The following is a 19222-nucleotide window of genomic DNA, read 5'->3' on the forward strand; positions in this document are numbered from 1 at the left end:
CCAGGGCGGGAAACGCCGTAGCCGCTGAGGGACGCGCCGAGATGTTCGACTAACCTCACTTTCTTATTCGGTGAAGTGAATCGAGGTCGGCACGTTGGGGCAGCGGACCCAGGGCTCGCTCAAGGGCAATTGGTATTTGCTCGGGCCCGCGTTCGTCGCTGCGATCGCCTACGTCGACCCGGGAAACGTCGCCGCCAACGTCAGCGCCGGCTCGCAGTACGGCTACCTGCTGCTGTGGGTCATCGTCGCGGCCAACGTGCTGGCGGGCCTGGTCCAGTACCTGTCCGCGAAGCTGGGGCTGGTCACGGGGCGCTCGCTGCCCGCCACGATCGGCAAGCGGATGGGCCGCCCGGCGCGGTTGGTCTACTGGGCTCAGGCCGAGCTCGTGGCCGTCGCGACCGACGCGGCCGAAGTCGTCGGCGGGGCCATCGCCTTGCACATCCTGTTCAACCTGCCGCTGCTGGCCGGCGGGCTGATCACCGGCCTGGTGGCCTTGCTGCTGCTGGGGATCCAGGACCGGCGCGGACAGATCATCTTCGAGCGGGTCATCACCGGCTTGCTGCTGGTCATCGCCATCGGGTTCGCGGCGAGCTTCTTCGTCAAGACGGCCCCGCCGGAGGAGATGCTCGGCGGGCTGATCCCCCGGTTCCGCGGCACCGAAAGCGTGCTGCTGGCCGCCGCCATCCTGGGCGCCACCGTGATGCCGCACGCGGTCTATATGCATTCGGGCCTGGTCCTGGACCGGCACGGCCATCCCGAAGAGGGATCACATCGGCGCCTGCTGCTGCGCGTCACCCGCTGGGACGTCGTGCTGGCGATGACCGTGGCCGGCACGGTGAACGCCGTGATGCTGGTGATCGCCGCGGTCAACCTGCAGCACCGCGACATGAGCGCCTCCATCGAGGGCGCCTACTCCGCGATCCACAACACGCTGGGCGCGACCATCGCGGTGCTGTTTGCGATCGGGTTGCTCGCGTCGGGTCTGGCGTCGTCGTCGGTGGGCGCCTACGCCGGCGCCATGATCATGCAGGGATTGCTGCACCGGTCGATCCCGATGGTGCTGCGTCGGGTGATCACCCTGGTCCCCGCACTGGTGATCCTGGCGGTGGGGTTCGATCCCACCCGCGCACTGGTGCTGTCGCAGGTGGTGTTGTCGTTCGGAATACCTTTTGCCGTGCTGCCTTTGATCAAGCTGACCAGCGATCGCGGGCTGATGGGTAGCGACGTCAATCACCGCATCACCACGATTCTCGGCTGGGCCGTCGGCGTATTGATTACTCTGCTTAACGTGGTGCTGATCTGGCTGACGGTGACCGGCTGAATGCCGGCCCTCCGGCACCTCTACTTCGCATACGGGTCGAACCTATGCGTCAGGCAGATGGCGCAACGCTGCCCCGACGCCGCGCATCCGCGCCCTGCCGTGCTGGCCGATCACGACTGGCTGATCAATCAGCGCGGCGTGGCCACCGTCGAACCGCTCGCCGGCAACCAGGTGTACGGGGTGGTGTGGCGGATCTCCGACGGTGACCTGGCGACGCTGGACAGCGCCGAGGGGGTTCCGGTGCGCTACCGGCGCGACGAGATGACGGTGCACACCGACGACGGACCGGCGCCGGCCTGGGTCTACATCGACCACCGCGTGACGCCGGGCCCGCCCAGGCCGGGCTACCTGCCCAAGATCATCGACGGCGCCACGCAGCACGGGTTGCCGCAACGCTGGGTCGACTTCTTGCGCCGCTGGGATCCCGCCGGCTGGCCCCGCCCGAAATCGTCGACGTCCGGGCCTGGGCCACAGTCACTTTCGGCGTTGCTGAGCGAGCCCGGGATGACCGAGAGCAGCCAATTACGTTCGCGCTTCGGGTTTTTCGCGATCCACGGCGGTGGGCTGGAAGAGATGACCGACGTGATCGCCGAGCGTGCCGCCGAGGCGGCCGGCGCCTCGGTGTACGTGGTGCGCCATCCCGACGCTTATCCGCATCACCTGTCGTCGGCCCTGTTCGACCCGGCCGAGTCGCCGCGGCTCGCCGAATTCCTCGACCATGTCGACGTCGCGGTGTCGCTGCACGGCTATGGCCGCGACGGTCGCAGCACCCAGCTGCTGGCCGGGGGCCGCAACCGCGCGCTGGCCGCGCACCTGACCCGGCACATTCGGCTGACCGGCTACCAGGTGATCACCGACCTCGACGAGATCCCGCCGGAACTGCGGGGCCTGCATCCGCGCAACCCGGTGAACCGGGTGCGCGACGGCGGAACCCAGCTGGAGCTTTGCGCCCGGGTCAGGGGGATCAGCCCGCGCAGCCCGCTGGCGGGTGATGACGGTTTGTCGTCGGTCACCAGCGCCCTGATTCAGGGGTTGGCCGAGGCCGCCCGTAGTTGGTCAATGTCGGATCGTTGAACGGATATTGTTGGTGGCCAAGGATTTTCGCTTTGGAATGAGCATGCGGTTCTTCAAGTCGCGCGAGGCACTGCTCGATAAGGCCAAGCGGGCTGAGGACGCCGGCTTCGACATTCTTTGTGTGCCTGACCATTTGGGGGCCGCGGCTCCGTTCCCGACGCTGACCGCGGTCGCGATGGTCACCACGACGCTGCGGCTGAGCATGTATGTGCTCAACTCCGCGTTCTACAAGCCGGCCCTGCTCAGCCGGGACATGCAGGGCCTGGATCTGCTCAGCGACGGCCGCCTGGAGATCGGGCTTGGCACCGGCTACGTCCGCGAAGAGTTCGAGGCCGCGGAGATCCCGTATCCCAGCGCCGGCGCGCGGGTCGACTACCTCGAGCACATGACGACGTACCTGAAGGAGCACCACCCGTCGACACCGCTCATCATCGCCGGCAACGGTGACCGGGTGCTGACCATCGCCGCCCGCAACGCCGACATCATCGGGCTGACCGGCTCCAAGGTGCGCGACGTCGAGGACCCGTTCGCCGAACGCGTCGAGTTCGTCCGCAAGGCGGCGGGTGACCGGTTCGACTCGCTCGAGCTGAACCTGGCCATCACGGCGATGCCGCGGGTCGGCGAGACCGAGCCCGACCTCAAGCTGACCCGTGCGTACTCGCCGGACCTGTCCGACGAGGAGATCCTGTCTCAGCACTCGGTACTGAGTGGTTCGCCCCGCGAGATCGCCGACACGTTGCTCGCATACCGGGAAAAGTACGGCGTGTCGTCCTTCACCGTGCAGGACAACAACATCGACAACTTCTCGAAGGTGATCGCCGAACTGCGCTGACCGCCGTGGCGATTTACCGGCGGGCGTGCCGGTAAGCTCAGGCCGTCCGCCCCCGTAGCTCAGGGGATAGAGCACGGCTCTCCTAAAGCCGGTGTCGCAGGTTCGAATCCTGCCGGGGGCACCAGGGCCTTCGCACGTCAGATCCCATTTTATGGGAGCGTTGAGGACGACTGGCTATCTAGTGGCGATCCGGTTTACGCGGGTCAACATCAAGGGGCGCGGTCGGTGGCTTGCAGATGGCCCTGCTCGATCATCGGCAACGGGTGCCATGCGGATCGTCGCGCCGAGCCGCCACCAACGGGCGCGGATACCCAGCCCAGGCCACGCCGACCTCTCTACTGGCGGCGATCCCATCGGTCGCGGCGACTTCTTTGAACTCAGGTTCAAGCCACGCCCGGCTTAAGTCGTTGGGTTCGGCCGTTCAGCGGGAGTTGTGCCGCGAGTGGTCAGGCAGGTTGGGATACCCAGCCCGTGGGCACATCGACCGTCAGCGCTAACTGCACAAAACGGCTCACAGCGGCGGTGGAGGCTCGGTCGGGATTCCATGCCAGCACATACGGCACGGGTTGGGTGGGCACCACGGGTCGAAGTGGCGTGGACATCTGGCCACCGGCAATAGATGCTGTCGTGATGATCCAGTCAACGTCGGGCTGCGTCGTCCACTGACATGCGGATAAACCGCAATTTACGAGCTCGACAGTGGGCGGCGACGCCCCTGCGGCATCGAGGGCCTGCCGTTCGGCCAGCGCCCACGCCGGAAACAGTGCTCCATTGTGAATGCCTAGGGTCTCACCCTCTAACTCGGCAAGGGCAATCGCATCTCGAACGGCAAGGCGGTGATTCGTCCTCAATCCGACCAGCAAAACCTCGCCGCAGAATATGTACCCGACGACTCCGGGGTACCGCTCACCGTTGGCTGCCCTATGTTCAGCTTCCGCGCAGCACGGCCGAAGTGCAGCTCAGTAGCCACAGCAACAAAGGCCTCAAGCTGTCGCAGCTCCACTGGCAAATACTAACCACTCCGGAAGTGACCGACCTCGATTAATCGGCAGCGACGATCACAGCGATCCGATATTGGCTCTTTCCCCGATCGGCGCAGCCCTGCAGTCTGTACACAGTCCATGAACAGCGCGACGAAAGAAGCTGCATAACCTCCCGCACGGTTTCATTCCTATCCGAAAGCCATCCGCACCAGGAGCCATACCGTGAACTTCGACCCCGCCGACACCGCAGTTGTCGTCATCGACCCACAGAACGACGTCCTCTCCCCTTCGGGCAGAAACTGGGATTTTTTGCGCGCAAGTGTGACTGAGAACAGGACAGTCGAGAACCTCATCCAAATCCTGACAGCCGCCGCCGCGGGCCGCTTTGCCGTGTTCGTCTCTCCCCACTACTTTTACCCGACCGACCACGGTTGGTTGTTCAATGGGCCGCTGGAGGCAGATGAGCTTCGCACCAGCACATTTGCACGCGTTGGCCCGCTGAGCCTTGACGGTTTCGCTGGGTCTGGTGCTGATTGGCTCGACCAGTTGAAGCCGTTCATCGAGGACTCCGCGACCGTCGTCGCCAGTCCTCACAAAGTGTGGGGACCGCAGACCAACGACTTGGTGCTGCAATTGCGCAAGCGGCGGATCACCAAGGTTGTCCTGTGCGGCATGCTCGCCAACATCTGCGTGGAGTCCCACCTGCGGGATCTGCTTGAGCAGGGATTCGAAGTAGCCGTGGTCCGCGATGCTACGGCCGGGCCTCGGCATCCAACACACGGAGACGGCTACCAGGCCGCCTTGGTCAACTACGCCTTCCTCGCACATGCTGTTCCCTCTACGGTCGAGGCCGTCGCGGCTATGGCAATCGAGAGACCGCGCGTCCCGCACGCCACCGCGTTACCACCGCAAGACAAGTGACCGGGCAACTACGGGAGAGGATTCACGATGAGGTCGTTGGCTCTAACTAGCAGTGAGACGGCGGATTTCAGCCAGGGTGAGGTCTATTTCATCGGTAACGCCACCAGCGTCATCCGATTCGGCGGATTGACGGTGCTGACCGATCCCGCATTTCTTCACAAGGGTGAGCATGTTTTTGGGCCATGGGATTTGAGCGCGGCGCGAGGTTGAGCCGGCGTGTCAAATCGCCGACCTGCCCCCGATAGATCTAGTCGTCTTATCCCATTACCACGGTGACCATTTCGACGACGTTGCCGCTCGTGAACTCGACAAGACTCTGCCCATCGTGTCGACGGGTGACGCAGTCGATATGCTGGCTGCTTTGGGTTTCATGCACGGTTACCCCTTAGAAACCTGGGAATCGCTGGTGATCCGCAAGGGCGATGCGGAGCTGACGATAACGGCGATGCCGGCCAAACACGCCGCAAACGACGCGGTTGACGAACTCCTGATGCCCGTTAACGGCCATCTGCTCGAGTTCAACCGCAGCGGCGATCACCTCTACCGTATCTACATCACCGGTGACACCATGCTGGTCGATGACCTCGAGGACATTCCCCGTCGCTATCCTGACATCGACCTCGGCCTGATTCACACCGGGGCACAACGTTCCTCGTCACGGTCGTGACGATGACCGGCGAGCAAGCAGTCAGAGCTGTCGAGATCACCAGACCTAGAACCGCCATCCCAATCCACTACAACGACTTCTCGGTATTTCTGTCTGGACTCGACGACTTCAAGCAGGCAGCCGAAAGCTCTGCCGGAAGTACACAATTCGTCTACCTGTCTCATGGCGAGACCTCTACCTTCACGCCCTCCACCTAGATGGACTTCATCAACGCAGCGGCGATCAACAGAGCACTTCCTCTCATCCGACTTACGCGACTCAACGGTTGTGAACCCACGACGTCCGCCAGCGAACCCGGGAGACATTCACGGCAGCAGCGATGGTGTCCATGGTCGTCTCAGACAGGCGCACACAGGCCACACCGCTTCAAACCATTGCGGCCCGGCCGGCCGAGCGGTGAGCCGCACCAGAAGCGGCCGTGAATTCGTCATCTATGGCTCACGGAAACCATGCGATCCTTCATCTTCCGGTGATTCGCACTGGCTGGAGCTTGGCTACGACAACAAAGCGCCTTATGGGAGATATGACGCCTGATATGCCACAAGTGCGGCTACGAACCGCACCACGGGGTTTCAGTTCCGACGCCGCTCCTCCGAATCGCTTCTGGGCAACCGCTCCCTGGCGGCCACCGTCCTCATCTGATGCCCGAAGCGCCACACACCGCCGGCCTCAATCACCTGACGTCCCCACATAACCCAAGTCACATCGCCCCCAATTGAAAGGGGCCCAATGTCTACCGGCCACGAAGAACTAAAGATTGACATCGCTATGGAACTCGACGAAGTGCAGGTCGCCTTCTGGGTTGCGTCGCTGGCTTCCGAGGGCGATCTACCCGCCGCCATCTTCCACATCGGACTCCTTCTTGATGATGCGGCGTCGTGGAGCGTGAAGCCACAACTGGTCGTGGTGTTCCATACCAACGCGGGTCATGTGACGTTAGGCGATGACGTGTACAACCGCTATCGTGACGTTGCCACTGGGAATCCCCAAAGCCCTTGCCACGGAACTATTGGGGCGGGGCGGGCGCGTCGAGCTATGCGGAGCGACCCGCTAAAGCCAACGGATGGCGAAACTCCGACACAATCGGCGGTATCAAAACCAACACTGACGCTATGGTGCGGCTAGCGCAATTGACCCAACTGGGATACGTCGTTATGTCTGAATCCTAGGGCGGGCGCTGCGCCAGGCACTACACGCGCCTGTCGCGCCCGGCGACCACATGCCAGCGTGCTAACAATTAGCTTCGTATCCGAGGCGGCCGTGCGCTGCCTGATGATCGGCAACTAAACCTGGGTATCCCGCAACCAGGAAAAGCGCGTCCTGGATACCTGCGATCTGGCACTGCAGCATTCGAGGTGTGAATGATAGCGAGTTAAGCGTTCAAGAGCTTGCGACGTCGGCAAACCCGCCGCGGCTTGGCCGTAAATTTATCCAAGATCCCCACGCCCTGTATCGGCGGCTTCGCACAGAGGCTCCGGTACATCGCGTCAGGATATGGGGCGGAAGGCAAGCTTGGCTGGTCACTCGCTACGCCGAAGCACGGGCATTGCTGGCCGATCCGCTGTTGAGCAAGGACTGGCAGTACTTGGTGAAGTTCTTCCCATCCGGCAATCATGGCGCGCACAACTCGGTGCTCAACAGGCATATGTTGCAACAGGATCCGCCGGACCATACGCGGTTGCGCAAACTCGTCGCGAGGGAGTTCACTCAAAGCAACGTGCATAAGATGCGACCCGATATCTGCAGGATCGCCGATCAGTTGCTCGACGGCATGGCTCGGGACGGCGCCACCCGTGAGGTTGACCTTATGCAGTCGTACGCAACTCAACTCCCCCTCCAAGTCATGAGTGCGTTATTGGGTGTCCCGCCAAGTGATCGCGAAAACTTCAAAACGCACGTTGAACCATTGCTCACCAGCATCGATTCCGACGAGTTACAGGCTATGGAAAAGGCACTGATCGACCTATTAGCCAAGCTGATCGCGCAGAAGCGCCGACAACCCGCGGAGGACTTGCTCAGTGCATTGGTCCACTCCTCCGACTTCGAGGATCAACTGTCACCCGATGAGTTGCTGGCGACAGCCTTCTTGCTAATTCTCGCCGGATACGAGACCACGGTAAACCTGATCGGCAACGGTGTCCTTGCCCTGCTGCGCAACCCATCTCAACTCGCGGCGTTGCGTGCCGACCTATCGCTCATGCCGACCGCGGTGGAGGAATTCTTGCGGTTTGAAAGCCCACTCAACACAGCCACCACCAGATTCACCATCGACACAGTACGAATCGGCGAAGTCGAGATTCCCGCGGGTCAGCTTGTGGTGATCTCCCTCCTCGGTGCCAACCGCGACGCCCGACGCTACGGCGACCCGGATCGACTTGATATAGCAAGGACACCCAACCCGCACCTCGCATTCGGCCACGGCATACACCACTGTCTTGGAGCAGCACTGGCTAGGCTTGAGGGGGAGATTGCGATCGGGCGGCTGCTTGCCCGGTTCGAGCGGATCAGACTGGACAGCAATGCCGTTCTTGAGTATCGAAGCAGCACGTTGATGCGCGGACTGACCACACTTCCCGTTCGGATCTCCTGACATGAGCGTAAAAATATGGGCAACGATCTCCGGCGCAATGCAGGCGGTTGGCCTGTTAGTGGGGTTTTCGACCATGACGCTGGTAACGCCGATGCTAATATGGATCACCCTCGCCGCCGACCTACCCCTCGTGATGGTGATCTTGCTGTTGGTATGCATGGCAGTTATATCAAACTGTGTGTCCCAACTCGCCGTTCGTCTCTGCACATTAGACAATGCCAGTAGCCACCAACCTTATGGGGCACCGAAATCGGCACCCGGCACATCGCCATCCCAGGGCGATGAGGTTCCCACGCATGCAGATTACGCAAAGCGTTCCGGCAGCTGCCGCCAGTAGTGGTTGGCCGTTGTCATGTTGTCAGCGAGCGCTGGTGAAACACACGGCGAGCGCACTGAACTGACGCATCAACTGCGTATGTCAATCAGAGAGAGCGGAATCAAGATAATCCCCATGCCGCCCCTTCATCATCAAGATAGGTGACCCATTGCCTCACCCGGACATTGGACTAGACGTCAACGACGTTGGTCTGTTACTCGATTTGACTGAGATTAACGAATTTTCGCGATCTGCAGATGACCATGCCGGTGGTGAGGTAACGGCATCTATGCATAACAAAACGCTGGTTCCCCTAATTGAAACCGTGATAGTTGAAACCGAGCGCAGTCTGCGCTGGCGCCGTGGTCAGTTAGCCGATGCCGAGAACATCGTGAGGCGTCTTCGTGATCGAATCATGAAGGACGAGAACAGACTTTGTGTGATTAAAGCTAGCCTCGACCACGTAAGGCGAACATGATGGCTAGCGCTGACAATCTTCTGCGCAGTCCACGCTCTGACATCGGCAGTGGGCGTTCGGTATTCCTTTTGTGCAATGCTGCACCCGCCCATGTTGGAGTGACCTTCGAATTGACGGTTCCCGCTGCCACCGGCATCCGCGTCGGCTGACGTGGTAGCTGGCCGAAAGGTACGCCGGAGACGATGTCGAGAAAGCTGATCGAGCATGTGGCGCTGTTGGCACAGGGCGTAAAAGGCGAGGTGCCAGAGGGTTTGCACCACAAAGCGTCAACAACATCGCAGACGCACCACCCGAGAAGGGAGCTACTGCTGAAATGCTCCCGGTGTCAACGTATCTGGCGATCCACGGAGAGGAAGTGACTCGAATGAATAGGACGGCAGAGCTGTGACGAAGATCGCGTGCGAGGTACCCTGGCAGAGCAGGCACTTCACCGTCCCGCTGGAGCGCATCAAGCGCTGTGAGCAACTCGGATTCGACGCGGTCTTCACCGCTGAGGGCGCGGGCTCGGACGCGCTGACGCCGCTCGCCTACATCGCAGCCCACACCTCAAAGATCAGGCTCGGCACGCACATCGCGACGCTGACCGCGCGCCCGGCGACCGTGCTCGCGCAGGGCCTCACAACGATCGACGCGATGGCCGGCGGTGGCCGTGTCATCGCCGGCGTAGGAGGTGGATTCCCCAGCATCGCCGAGGGCTGGCACGGGCGACCGTGGGGCAAACCGGTGCGCCGGCTGCGTGACTACGTTGGCGTCCTGCGCCAGGCGTTCGCAAGCCAGGGTGCACGCGACACCGACGGGAACCCGATCGAGAGCACCGAGCTGTATTGGGAGCACTCTCGCGCTCGCCTCGCCAGCCCGGTGCGCTGTCAGAGCTCGGAAACCAGCATCCCGTACAGCGGCGAGGGTGCGCTCGGCGTCGAGCCGTGGTCGATGTCCGTCGAGTCCGGTTTCGCGCCGGAGGTCCACGTCGCCGCGGTGGGTCCGCAGATGCTCGAGCTGACCGCGGAAATCGCCGACGGCTGGTTTCCCTGGGGTTTCGCGCCGGGGATGATGCCGACCTTCCAGCCGCAGCTCGACGCCGGCTTCGCGAGCCGCACGGACGGCAAGAAGCGCGAGGACTTCGACGTCTGGGCCATCGTCGACTTCATCGTCTCTGACGACGTCGCGGCCGGTCTGGACCTCTTCCGCCCCTACGTCGTCGAGTGGTCGGAACACATGCGCCCGCAGACCGAAGCGCTCGGGTTCACCGGCCTCTGCGACCGGCTCGCCGAGCTCGTCGCCGCGGGCCGACGCGAGGAGGCGCTCGCCGCCGTCCCCGATGACTACGTCGACACGGCCTTCCTGATCGGTTCACACAAGCGAATCGCCGAGCGGCTGCAGCTGTGGACCGACTCGGGTGCGACCGGCCTGATCTTCCGCTACGGTCCGCAAGTACAGGTCGGCTCGCTCGAGATCCTGGAGGACATGGACGTCTGGGAGACGATCGCCAAAGCGACGCGCTAGCTCAAGCCACGCCGGACTTTCGGCTGGTTGATACGTCAACGCTTGGACTAGGATTGGATGCATGTCTGATGAACCATGGCTCAGCGCCGAGGAGCAAAAGGCGTGGCGGGCTTTCACCGAGATGCGGCACATGCTGGAAAGGCATCTCGAGCGGCACCTACAGCGTGAATTCGGCCTGTCCGACCCCGATTTCGAGATCCTGGTAAACCTCTCCGAAACACCGAAGGGACGGATGCGCACATTCGAACTAGGCGAGGCGACGCAGTGGGAGAAGAGCCGGATGTCACATCACCTGAGCCGGATGGAAAAACGAGGACTGATCCGCCGGAAAGCCTCCGACGCCCGCTACCCGGATATCGTTTTGACCAAGGCGGGGCGAGACGCCATCGAGGCTAGTGCACCGGCGAACGCAGCCCGTGTGCGAAAGTTCTTCATCGACGTACTTGGGCCCCAGCGTCTCGCCATGCTGCGTGAAGCCTCCGAGGACGTGCTCGCTGCCATCGAAGAACACCATCAAAGCGACTGTCCACCCCAAATCCGCGCTCATTGAAGCTTATTCAGCAACCGGCGGCAGAGCGGATCGTTTCTGCCGGCAACAGACCGTGACCCGATGCCCGTAGCCTGAGATAGAACATGGCATCCCGGGGCGGTCAGTGAGGCCAGACATGTGCGCCGCGGACTGCAGGAGCCCAGTGGGAGCGCCTCGCCAGCGGTCTGCAATAGCACTCCAGGATGCGTCGCGTCTCCATGCCTGGCGGGTTGACATAACAACCCGCCCAGAGTAGATTTTGGGATCATCAGGTTGATATATCAACCCGGATCCGACGAGGACGTTATGGCTAAACGAAGGCTGCTTGCAGGGGTCGAACAACTGTGCCGCAGGGCGGCGGCCTGACCCGGGTGAGCTTTGACGAATCTGACGCCGTTGAACACGCAATCGAACCGACGGACCGCCACTGTATTGGCTTACCCCAAACCGATACCGCCCGGGCGCCTATTGCCATGACTCCAACCGCGCGAATAATCAGTTCGGTGGACCTCTCGAAAATGCGCGATCGGCAAGCAGCCGATGAACATTCTCTTGGCAGGATCACCCTGGCGCAGTTCTTACGTGCTCGCCGAAGCCTGGTCCAGCCCGCCGATGTCGGTCTACCTGCAGGTGGGCGCCGCAGGGTCGCCGGCCTCCGAAGAGAAGAAGTAGCAGTACTAGCCGGCATCAGCACCGACTACTACCTACGCCTTGAGCAGGGCCGAGAAGACAACCCGTCAGATCAGGTGCTCAATGCGATCGGTCGGGCGCTGCAACTCGAAGACGACGCCATGAACTACATGCGAAACCTGATGCGTCACCGGCCTGTTGATCACATCGAACCGTTGCAGGAGCCGCATCCCGCAATCGGCGTCCTGCTTGACCGCTGGCCGCTGGCAGCCGCGCACGTGTTCAACCCCGGTCTTACCGTGGTGAGTTCGAACAAACTTGCCGAGGCGCTGTACCCACATCTTGGGGTTGGGGCAAACGTCGTGCGAGCGTTGTTCGTCTCCCCGGAGATGCGCAGCTTCTACCGCAACTGGGAGAGGCTGACTGCGTGGTCGGTTTCGTTTATCCGCGCGATGCTCGGTCAACGTCCCGATCCGGCCCTGATCAACCTGATCGACGAATTGAGAACCCACAGCGCGCGATTCCGGCAGTTGTGGGCCCGGCATGACGTCACAGAGGAATCAGCCGGAATGATGTTGGTCGACCATCCGCAGGTAGGACCTCTCAAACTCAACTATCAGCAGATGCTGCTGCCGGCGACCGGCCATTGGCTTGTCGCTTACTGGGCCGAACCGGGGTCCGCGTCCGAGGCCGGCCTTCGGCGCCTGTCCAGTAGTTAATCCTGGTTGTGGCATTGCCAGGAATCGCCCGACCTGGATAGCTCCGATAGGCCACCGCAGTATCAGAGCATGAGCCTCAACGATTTCCAACCTGCGAAAGTGAACCGATCCGCTCATCTGCCACCCGGAGCTAACCCAGATGACGATCTGATCGAGGGCGACTCTTACCCCTCTCGGTGCGCACGCGAGCCGTACCGCTCGAGGCGAGCCAATCAACCAATTTTCCGCGGCCGCAACGTCGGACTGGCGGCGGCGGAAGGCCGATGCGAAGCCGGTGCGCGACGTCACCGACCCCCAAGTCGCCGATCGGTCCGTCCATGGGTGCACATGGTGGTGTCGCGCAACAAGTCCGTTTATGCAGTCCCGCAGGGACACAACGTGCGCTTGGGGATCTGGCTGGCGGGCTGGCGCATCGAAATCTGTGACGGTATCTAAAACCTGGCTTCGGTACCTAAACCTGTTGCTTCGTTCGATATGGGTGCGGAGCCGACACTTCTAGACGGCGACATCAGCCGCCGGAGGGTCTGGATTTGCGCCCTCGGCGAGCGTGATCGCGATGGGGAGGATGTGCAATGAAATCGTGGCGCAACGAAGTTGCAGAACTGCAGGACGCCGTGAACGGGCCTGTCTTCACGACGGACACCCCGGGTTATGACAGCGAGTTAACGGTGTTCAACATGGCAGTGCGACACCGACCGGTAGTTGTGGTAGGTGCTGCCAATGCAGTCGACGTATCCGAGGCAGTGAAATTCGCCTCCCGTCAGGACCTAAAGATCGCTGTACTCAATACCGGGCACGGACCGTCGATGGCGGCCGATGCTGACACGTTGATGATCACGACGAGGAGGATGTGCGGTATCACCATCGACGCCGAAAACAGCTTGGCGCGCGTGCTGGCCGGGGTACGTTTCGGGCCGCTCGTGGAGGCGGCGGCCCGGTACGGACTCGCTCCACTGCCCGGCTCCTCACCCGGGGTGGGTGTCGTCGGTTACACCTTGAGTGGTGGGGCCAGCTCGACGATGGGACGCAAATACGGCTGGGCCGCCGATCATGTCAGCGCTATCGAAGTCGTGACCGCGGACGGCCAAATCCGTCGTGTGTCCCCACACTCCGAAGCCGACCTGTTCGGTGCGTTGCTGGGTGGGAAAAGCAACTTTGGCGTTGTTACGGCAATGGAGTTCACGCTTTTTCCGGTGACGCGGTTGTACGCAGGAGCGCTCTTCTATTCCGGCGAATACGCCGGGCAAGTACTGGCGGCCTACCGGGAGCTCACCTTGTCAGCACCCGATGAGATGACTACTGGATTCGCGTTGCTGAATTTGCCGCCGCTGCCCAGTATTCCGTCATTCATGCAGGGAAAGCTTACTGTTTCGGTGCGCGTCTCTTATGTGGGTGGTGATTATGCTGCCACTCGTTTGATCGAACCGCTGCGGCAAGCGGCCCCTGTGTTGGCCGACACGGTGGCCAGCATCCCGTACACACAGTTCGGGTCCATTACGAATGATCCGACAGATCCAGCGCCGGCAGTGGAGCATTTCGGGCTGCTTCGAGAACTGACGCAGGGCACCGTTGCCTCGATCATCGACGTGGTCGGTCCTGACTCAACGAGCCCTATCAACATCGTGGATATCCGCCATTTGCAAGGAGCGTTCGGCAGGCCATCGCCTTTTCCCAACGCGGTCGGTGCGCGCGACGCCGCGTTCGCCGTCTTCGGCTTGACGGTTGTGCCGCCGGGGCAACATGTTTCGGATTACCTGCCCTCCGGCAGCGAGCTTTTTGCAGCGCTGCAGCCTTGGCTCCACGACACCGGCAACCCGAGCTTTCTTGGGCCGAATGACATAAGCGAGGAGCGCACCAGGCAGGCCTATGAGCCCGCGACGTACGCCAAGTTGCGGGCAGTTAAAACGATCTACGATCCGCACAATAGATTTCGGCTCAACCACAACATTCCACCTCATCCTGAGGCGTGAATCAGATGTCTTGAGCCCCTTGGCCTCGTAAGCCGCCAGGCCCAAAGCTGCGTGCAAACCTTCGATAACTGGCCCGCAGTTCCGGACTGCCGTATTACGCTAGGTCACTCCGATGCTCGGCCGCGCCGGGTACCGCCAGATTCTCCGACGACTGCCCGCATCCGCGATGCGTCCGCGCACAACCGATACCGCACTGGGTCCGGTTGCCATGACCGCAACCGCGAATATCAGGTCGGTGGCCCTTCGAGAACGCGCGATGGGCGAGCAGCTGATGAACATTCGCTTGGCGGGATCACCCTGGCACAGTTTTGCGTGCTCGCCGAGGCCTCGTCGATGTCGGTCTGCCTGGCGGGTGGGCGGCGCAGGGTCACCGGACTGCGATCTGGATGGCGTGCGTGGAGTACCCAGTCTCGACTGCGCGGGCCCAGTCGGCGGCGGTGGTGTGGATCCCGAGCATGTCGCCGAGCACGGCCGGGGACGAGCCGGAACGACGCTACACCGCAAGTTGCCGTACGGCAGCCATGACCTGGGCAGGGTCGGTCCGGTGCGTGTAGTCAGCCAGCGCGTCGGCGAACACAATCTTTCCGTCACGGTCGATCACGAAACTCGCGGGAATGGGCAGTGCCCAATCGTCGGTGCCGTTGAACGCTGGCAGCGGATGCCCCAGCGTTCGGTAAATGTCCCGAAGGTAGGGAGGAAGGTCGAACACCAGCCCGTACGCGCGAGACACCCTGGCCCCGACGTCACTCAAAACTTTATAGGTAAGCGCATTGCGCTCGACCATCGTCAGCGAGTCGTCAGGGGTCTGCAGTGAAATCCCGACCAACGAAACCCCCAACTCACCGAGCTCGCTCAGGTGCTGCTCGTAAGCGCGCAGAGTGAGACTGCAGAACGGACACCACACGCCGCGATAGAAAACCACTACCGCGGGCCCAGTGGCTAGTAGCCCATCCAACGACACCATGCTGCCGGTCTGGTTAGCCAGTTCGAACGTCGGCGCGATGTCACCGATGCCAGGCATCCCAGCGAGCGGATCGACGCCTGCAAGCTCGGCTGTTGCCTGGTCCATCTTCGCGGCGACGTCCGCCCCCACGGCTGCATCCCTGAGATCACGCAGCTTTTGCAGAACCACGGGCAGCTCAAATGCCTCGGTCGGGAAAAGCTCGTACGGAAGATGATAGTTGTTCTCAGTGTCGCCGGTGTCCATGTGTGGTCTGCCTTCCACCTCGAGCTCGATCAGATATCGGGGTTACCCAAGTCGGATCGGCGTAGGGCTCACCAACCGCGAGACGATTCCTGCGTCACACCAGTCGGCAACTGCTTTCGCGCAGCCGACTCCTACTGCAGGCTAGCGGACTAGTGAGCTCTGCCCGCGCAACCTGATCGAGATCACACCCGCCGAGTCACCCGCCAACCTCGCGCCGCCGAGACGCCGGAACCAACCCCTGCGCACCCAGTCGGTCTCGTTCATCCCGCCATGCTCGACGAACGTCCCGGCAACCTCGGATCGGCCTTATCGACGAGTTGGCGGAGCGAGTGCGCAGTTCCAACACAGCTTTAAGCCGGGCGCGACGTCAGACCGAAGACTGGCGCAGAGATAGCAGTTCCCCAGGAGTGCCGCAACCAGGAATAGCGTGCCCTGGATGCTCCTAATTGGCTACCGCAGGATCGGACGATGGGACAGATTTACGATGAATACTTGTTAAGCGCCGACCTGTTCGGTGTCGATGCCGAACGAGAGCGCGCTCGCCTGAAAGGCAGTGAAGCGCAGTGGGATCCTGGCAGCCAGTCCTTACTGGCCGACCTCGGTTTGGACGCTGGTTGGCACTGCCTGGAGGTCGGTGCAGGTAATGGTTCACTAGTCGAATGGATGGCCGGCAAAGGAGCGGCGGTGACGGCCGTCGATATCGACACCCGGTTCATCGAACATTTGGCGTCCGACACCGTGGATGTTCGATGCCTCGACATCCGCACCGATGCGCTCCCTCCGGGCAAGTTCGACCTCATTCACACACGACTCGTCCTCGAGCACCTCAGGGATCGGCAGCAGGTTCTAGACCGGTTAGCCGCCGCGTTGAGTCCCGGCGGTTGGATTGTTATCGAGTCTTTCGACTGGAGCTATTTTAGTTGGGAGCCAGCCGTTCCCGCGCTAGACGCAATGGCCAAGGCGGTCCTCGATTATGCCCAGCGGGTAGGCGGTGTCGACACCAATTACGGGCGTCGCGTGCTGACTGCGCTCAACCATGCGGGGTTGGCTGACGTCCGTGGCCAGGGGCGTGCCGAACTCATCGATGGTTCTTGCCCTGGCTTCGACTTCTTCAAGATCACAATCGAGGCCATGAGACAACAGCTCATCGACATCGGTGCGGTATCCGAGGCCGACGCCAAGGTGGTTGATGCGCGTCTGGATGACAAGCACTTACACCTCTACACTCCTATGATGATGGCCGGCATTGGCCGGCGGGATGACTCCCCGAATCAAGATGTGGGTTAACGCATTAACCCACATCTCCACCGTCTCAAGTCTTCAGAACGAGACAAGAGGAATGTGCCCGGCGCTCGCAGCGCGATTCGACAACGAGGAGCACCAAGTATGCATGAACGACAAGGCACAGCCAGCGTCGACGATTACGGACGAATGCTGAAGATGGTAACCGGTTTCTGGGTGACGCAAGTGGTCCGCGCGGCCGCGACCTTGCACGTGCCGGAGCGCCTGGCCGCGGGAATGGACACGGCAACCAAGATTGCCGAGGACGAGGGTGCGGATCGCGACGCCGTGCGCCGCCTGCTGCGAGCCCTCGCGTCACTCGATCTCGTCGACACCACCGACGGCGTGCACTACGCGGGGACGTCGTTGTTGAACATCCTCCGCGCCGATTCCCCACGATCGCTGCGCGGAATGGCACTGGCGCAAGCCGCTCCAGGCCACTGGTTACCGTGGGGACGCTTCCCCGACGCCATCCAGTGTGGCCGTGGCCAGATCGAAGCCGCTCACGATACTGACTCGATCTTCTCGTATTTCGCCGACAACGTCGAAGAGGCGCAGTACTTCACCGAGGCCATGCAAAACCTGAGTACGGCTGAGGCCATCGACATCACCAGAGTGCTCGACACCCGTGGCGTGCGCTTTGCCCTCGACGTCGGCGGCGCGAACGGCGAAATCGTCAGAGCGCTCCTACGTGCGAACCCAGACCTGCGAGGCGGGGTGTTCGACCTGGCGCACGTCGTGCCCGACGCCGAGCAGGCCGCGCTCAAGGACGGGCTCGAGGCACGATTCAGCACCGTCAGCGGCGACTTCTTTCAAGCGATACCTGCCGCCGATCTGCACATCCTCAAGCTGGTCCTTCACGACTGGAGCGATGACGAGAGCGTGCGCATTCTCGCGAACTGCCGGGCCTCCCTCGAGCCTGGCGGTCGGATCGTAATCATGGACTATCTCGTCAACGGCGGGGATCCCTTTGCCGCGCTGATGGACATGAACATGCTCGCCATGACCGGAGGGGGACGCGAACGCGACCTGCAGGAGTTCGACGCTCTGCTGCTCTCAGCCGGACTGCGTCGCACGAAGGTGAGCCGCGCCGGCGTCCTGAACGTCATCGAGGCGGTCGCGACCGGATAGAAAGGCTTCACGCCTCTGTTTCAGCTATTCGCTTCTCCAGCTTGGCAGGCACGTTCAGAGGAAGGACACTCACGTTTCCACGACCGCTCCCCTGCACCCGCTCGGAGTCAACCTAGGCGAGCGACCATTCAAGAACTGATTACGACACCGCCCACGCCGGTGCCTTTCGCCTATGGCGTTGCGGCCTTGCCACGCTTTTGAATACGGCCGGATCGGATATGGCGGGTAACCAGCTAGCGATGGCAGGAAAGCCACGTCAACCTCGCGTCTGAACCCCGCCGCGTAACCTCGCTACGCCGATCCGCGGTTCCGAATGGCTTCGCCCACTAGTTAACTCACTACTGGCGAGACACCGCTTGGCGCGACCGAGGGCGAACTTCTTAAGGGCGCCCCTTCGCACTGCAACACATATGGTTTACCGCCTTGGCTCAGCGTGGCGGCAGCCCTAACCATCCAACGATTTGCCGGCGGACCGACGACGAATACATCCGGGGCATGCGGCCTCCCGATGATCACTCCGCCCTCAAGTCTCACAACGGTGGAACAACAATACGGTTCACGACCGCTGACGCCGCACTGGTCAATAACACGGCCAACATGGCCGTCGATAGCCGAACGCGGAGTGGCTCAACCATTCTGCATCCTGACCACGGGACTCAGTTCACGTCTGGGAGTTTCGGGGAGAACATGCGACGATGGGGCCTACTCGGCTCGTTCGGCACCGTGGGCGACTGCTTCGATAACGCGGCCATGGAGTCATTTTGGGCGCGGATGCAAGTTGAGTTGCTCAACACCCACAGGCGGCGACCACCATCGAGTTGGTCGCCGCCATGGCCGGCTACATCGGCAACTTCTATAACGCCGAACGCCGTCACAGCTACCTCGGTAACATCAGCCCACAGAGTTCGAAACGCTCTGGACGTCCACCTCTTCGATCCCTCAACTCGCATAACTACGGCTCGAAACGGCGGGGAACAGATCACATGGACCAACCGATCGGGGTCAGGCCACCCCATGATGACGCGATAACTGCCTCGAACCAGCGCGTACCTAGCTGGTTATTGACGGCG

17 protein-coding genes and 1 tRNA gene are annotated in these 19222 nt (G+C 61.9%); 16 read left to right on the forward strand and 2 right to left on the reverse strand.

Features of this window, described 5'->3' with window-relative positions; genetic code table 11:
* Positions 1 to 79: 79 nt before the first annotated feature.
* The 4 genes from ACZYVJ_RS09780 to ACZYVJ_RS09795 all read left to right on the forward strand — a co-directional run bounded on the left by ACZYVJ_RS09780 (position 80) and on the right by ACZYVJ_RS09795 (position 3351).
* Positions 80 to 1321, forward strand: coding sequence for an Nramp family divalent metal transporter (locus ACZYVJ_RS09780; protein WP_463832929.1), 1242 nt, complete (start codon positions 80 to 82; stop codon positions 1319 to 1321).
* On the forward strand, positions 1322 to 2395 hold the full coding sequence (locus ACZYVJ_RS09785; RefSeq protein WP_463830821.1) for a poly-gamma-glutamate hydrolase family protein: 1074 nt from the start codon (positions 1322 to 1324) through the stop codon (positions 2393 to 2395).
* 7 nt (positions 2396 to 2402) lie between these two features.
* A complete protein-coding gene (locus ACZYVJ_RS09790; RefSeq protein WP_463830822.1) occupies positions 2403 to 3227 on the forward strand; it encodes an LLM class F420-dependent oxidoreductase in 825 nt (274 codons plus the stop codon).
* A gap of 48 nt (positions 3228 to 3275) precedes the next feature.
* Positions 3276 to 3351 (forward strand) — tRNA-Arg (locus ACZYVJ_RS09795).
* A 723-nt stretch (positions 3352 to 4074) separates the two neighbouring features.
* Here the strand turns inward: ACZYVJ_RS09795 and ACZYVJ_RS09800 are convergent.
* On the reverse strand, positions 4075 to 4230 hold the full coding sequence (locus tag ACZYVJ_RS09800; protein WP_463830823.1) for a LysR family transcriptional regulator: 156 nt from the start codon (positions 4228 to 4230) through the stop codon (positions 4075 to 4077).
* Between the two features lie 202 nt (positions 4231 to 4432).
* Between ACZYVJ_RS09800 and ACZYVJ_RS09805 the strand changes: the two genes are divergently transcribed.
* The 10 genes from ACZYVJ_RS09805 (at position 4433) to ACZYVJ_RS09850 (ending at position 14533) form a co-directional block, all read left to right on the forward strand.
* Positions 4433 to 5131: a cysteine hydrolase family protein gene (locus tag ACZYVJ_RS09805; protein WP_463830824.1), complete on the forward strand. Its 699-nt coding sequence runs from the start codon at positions 4433 to 4435 to the stop codon at positions 5129 to 5131.
* Positions 5132 to 5158: 27 nt separating this feature from the next.
* Positions 5159 to 5341, forward strand: a complete 183-nt coding sequence (locus ACZYVJ_RS09810) for a hypothetical protein (RefSeq protein ID WP_463830825.1) — start codon at positions 5159 to 5161, stop codon at positions 5339 to 5341.
* Positions 5342 to 5372: 31 nt separating this feature from the next.
* The gene (locus tag ACZYVJ_RS09815; RefSeq protein ID WP_463832930.1) at positions 5373 to 5798 is read left to right on the forward strand and encodes an MBL fold metallo-hydrolase; all 426 of its coding nucleotides are present in this window, start codon (positions 5373 to 5375) and stop codon (positions 5796 to 5798) included.
* Positions 5799 to 5800: 2 nt separating this feature from the next.
* Positions 5801 to 5995 carry an MBL fold metallo-hydrolase gene (locus tag ACZYVJ_RS09820; protein ID WP_463830826.1) on the forward strand — a complete coding sequence of 65 codons (195 nt, stop codon included), beginning with the start codon at positions 5801 to 5803 and terminating at the stop codon, positions 5993 to 5995.
* Between the two features lie 532 nt (positions 5996 to 6527).
* Positions 6528 to 6923, forward strand: a complete 396-nt coding sequence (locus ACZYVJ_RS09825) for a hypothetical protein (RefSeq protein WP_463830827.1) — start codon at positions 6528 to 6530, stop codon at positions 6921 to 6923.
* A gap of 232 nt (positions 6924 to 7155) precedes the next feature.
* Positions 7156 to 8388, forward strand: a complete 1233-nt coding sequence (locus ACZYVJ_RS09830) for a cytochrome P450 family protein (protein ID WP_463830828.1) — start codon at positions 7156 to 7158, stop codon at positions 8386 to 8388.
* 1178 nt (positions 8389 to 9566) lie between these two features.
* On the forward strand, positions 9567 to 10685 hold the full coding sequence (locus ACZYVJ_RS09835; protein ID WP_463830829.1) for an LLM class flavin-dependent oxidoreductase: 1119 nt from the start codon (positions 9567 to 9569) through the stop codon (positions 10683 to 10685).
* Positions 10686 to 10746: 61 nt separating this feature from the next.
* A complete protein-coding gene (locus tag ACZYVJ_RS09840; RefSeq protein WP_463830830.1) occupies positions 10747 to 11235 on the forward strand; it encodes a MarR family winged helix-turn-helix transcriptional regulator in 489 nt (162 codons plus the stop codon).
* Positions 11236 to 11717: 482 nt separating this feature from the next.
* On the forward strand, positions 11718 to 12563 hold the full coding sequence (locus ACZYVJ_RS09845; protein WP_463830831.1) for a helix-turn-helix transcriptional regulator: 846 nt from the start codon (positions 11718 to 11720) through the stop codon (positions 12561 to 12563).
* A 572-nt stretch (positions 12564 to 13135) separates the two neighbouring features.
* The gene (locus ACZYVJ_RS09850; RefSeq protein WP_463830832.1) at positions 13136 to 14533 is read left to right on the forward strand and encodes an FAD-binding protein; all 1398 of its coding nucleotides are present in this window, start codon (positions 13136 to 13138) and stop codon (positions 14531 to 14533) included.
* Positions 14534 to 15026: 493 nt separating this feature from the next.
* Here ACZYVJ_RS09850 and ACZYVJ_RS09855 read toward each other — a convergent pair whose 3' ends face one another.
* Complete coding sequence (locus ACZYVJ_RS09855; RefSeq protein WP_463830833.1) at positions 15027 to 15740, reverse strand: peroxiredoxin-like family protein; 714 nt, start codon at positions 15738 to 15740, stop codon at positions 15027 to 15029.
* Positions 15741 to 16208: 468 nt separating this feature from the next.
* Here ACZYVJ_RS09855 and ACZYVJ_RS09860 point away from each other — a divergent pair, with 468 nt between their 5' ends.
* Together ACZYVJ_RS09860 and ACZYVJ_RS09865 are read left to right on the forward strand one after the other, a co-directional pair.
* Positions 16209 to 17027: a methyltransferase domain-containing protein gene (locus ACZYVJ_RS09860; RefSeq protein WP_463830834.1), complete on the forward strand. Its 819-nt coding sequence runs from the start codon at positions 16209 to 16211 to the stop codon at positions 17025 to 17027.
* Between the two features lie 99 nt (positions 17028 to 17126).
* Complete coding sequence (locus ACZYVJ_RS09865) at positions 17127 to 18152, forward strand: methyltransferase (RefSeq protein ID WP_463830835.1); 1026 nt, start codon at positions 17127 to 17129, stop codon at positions 18150 to 18152.
* Positions 18153 to 19222 lie beyond the last annotated feature (1070 nt).

The sequence above is a fragment of the Mycobacterium sp. IDUB_3 genome, from assembly GCF_055419585.1.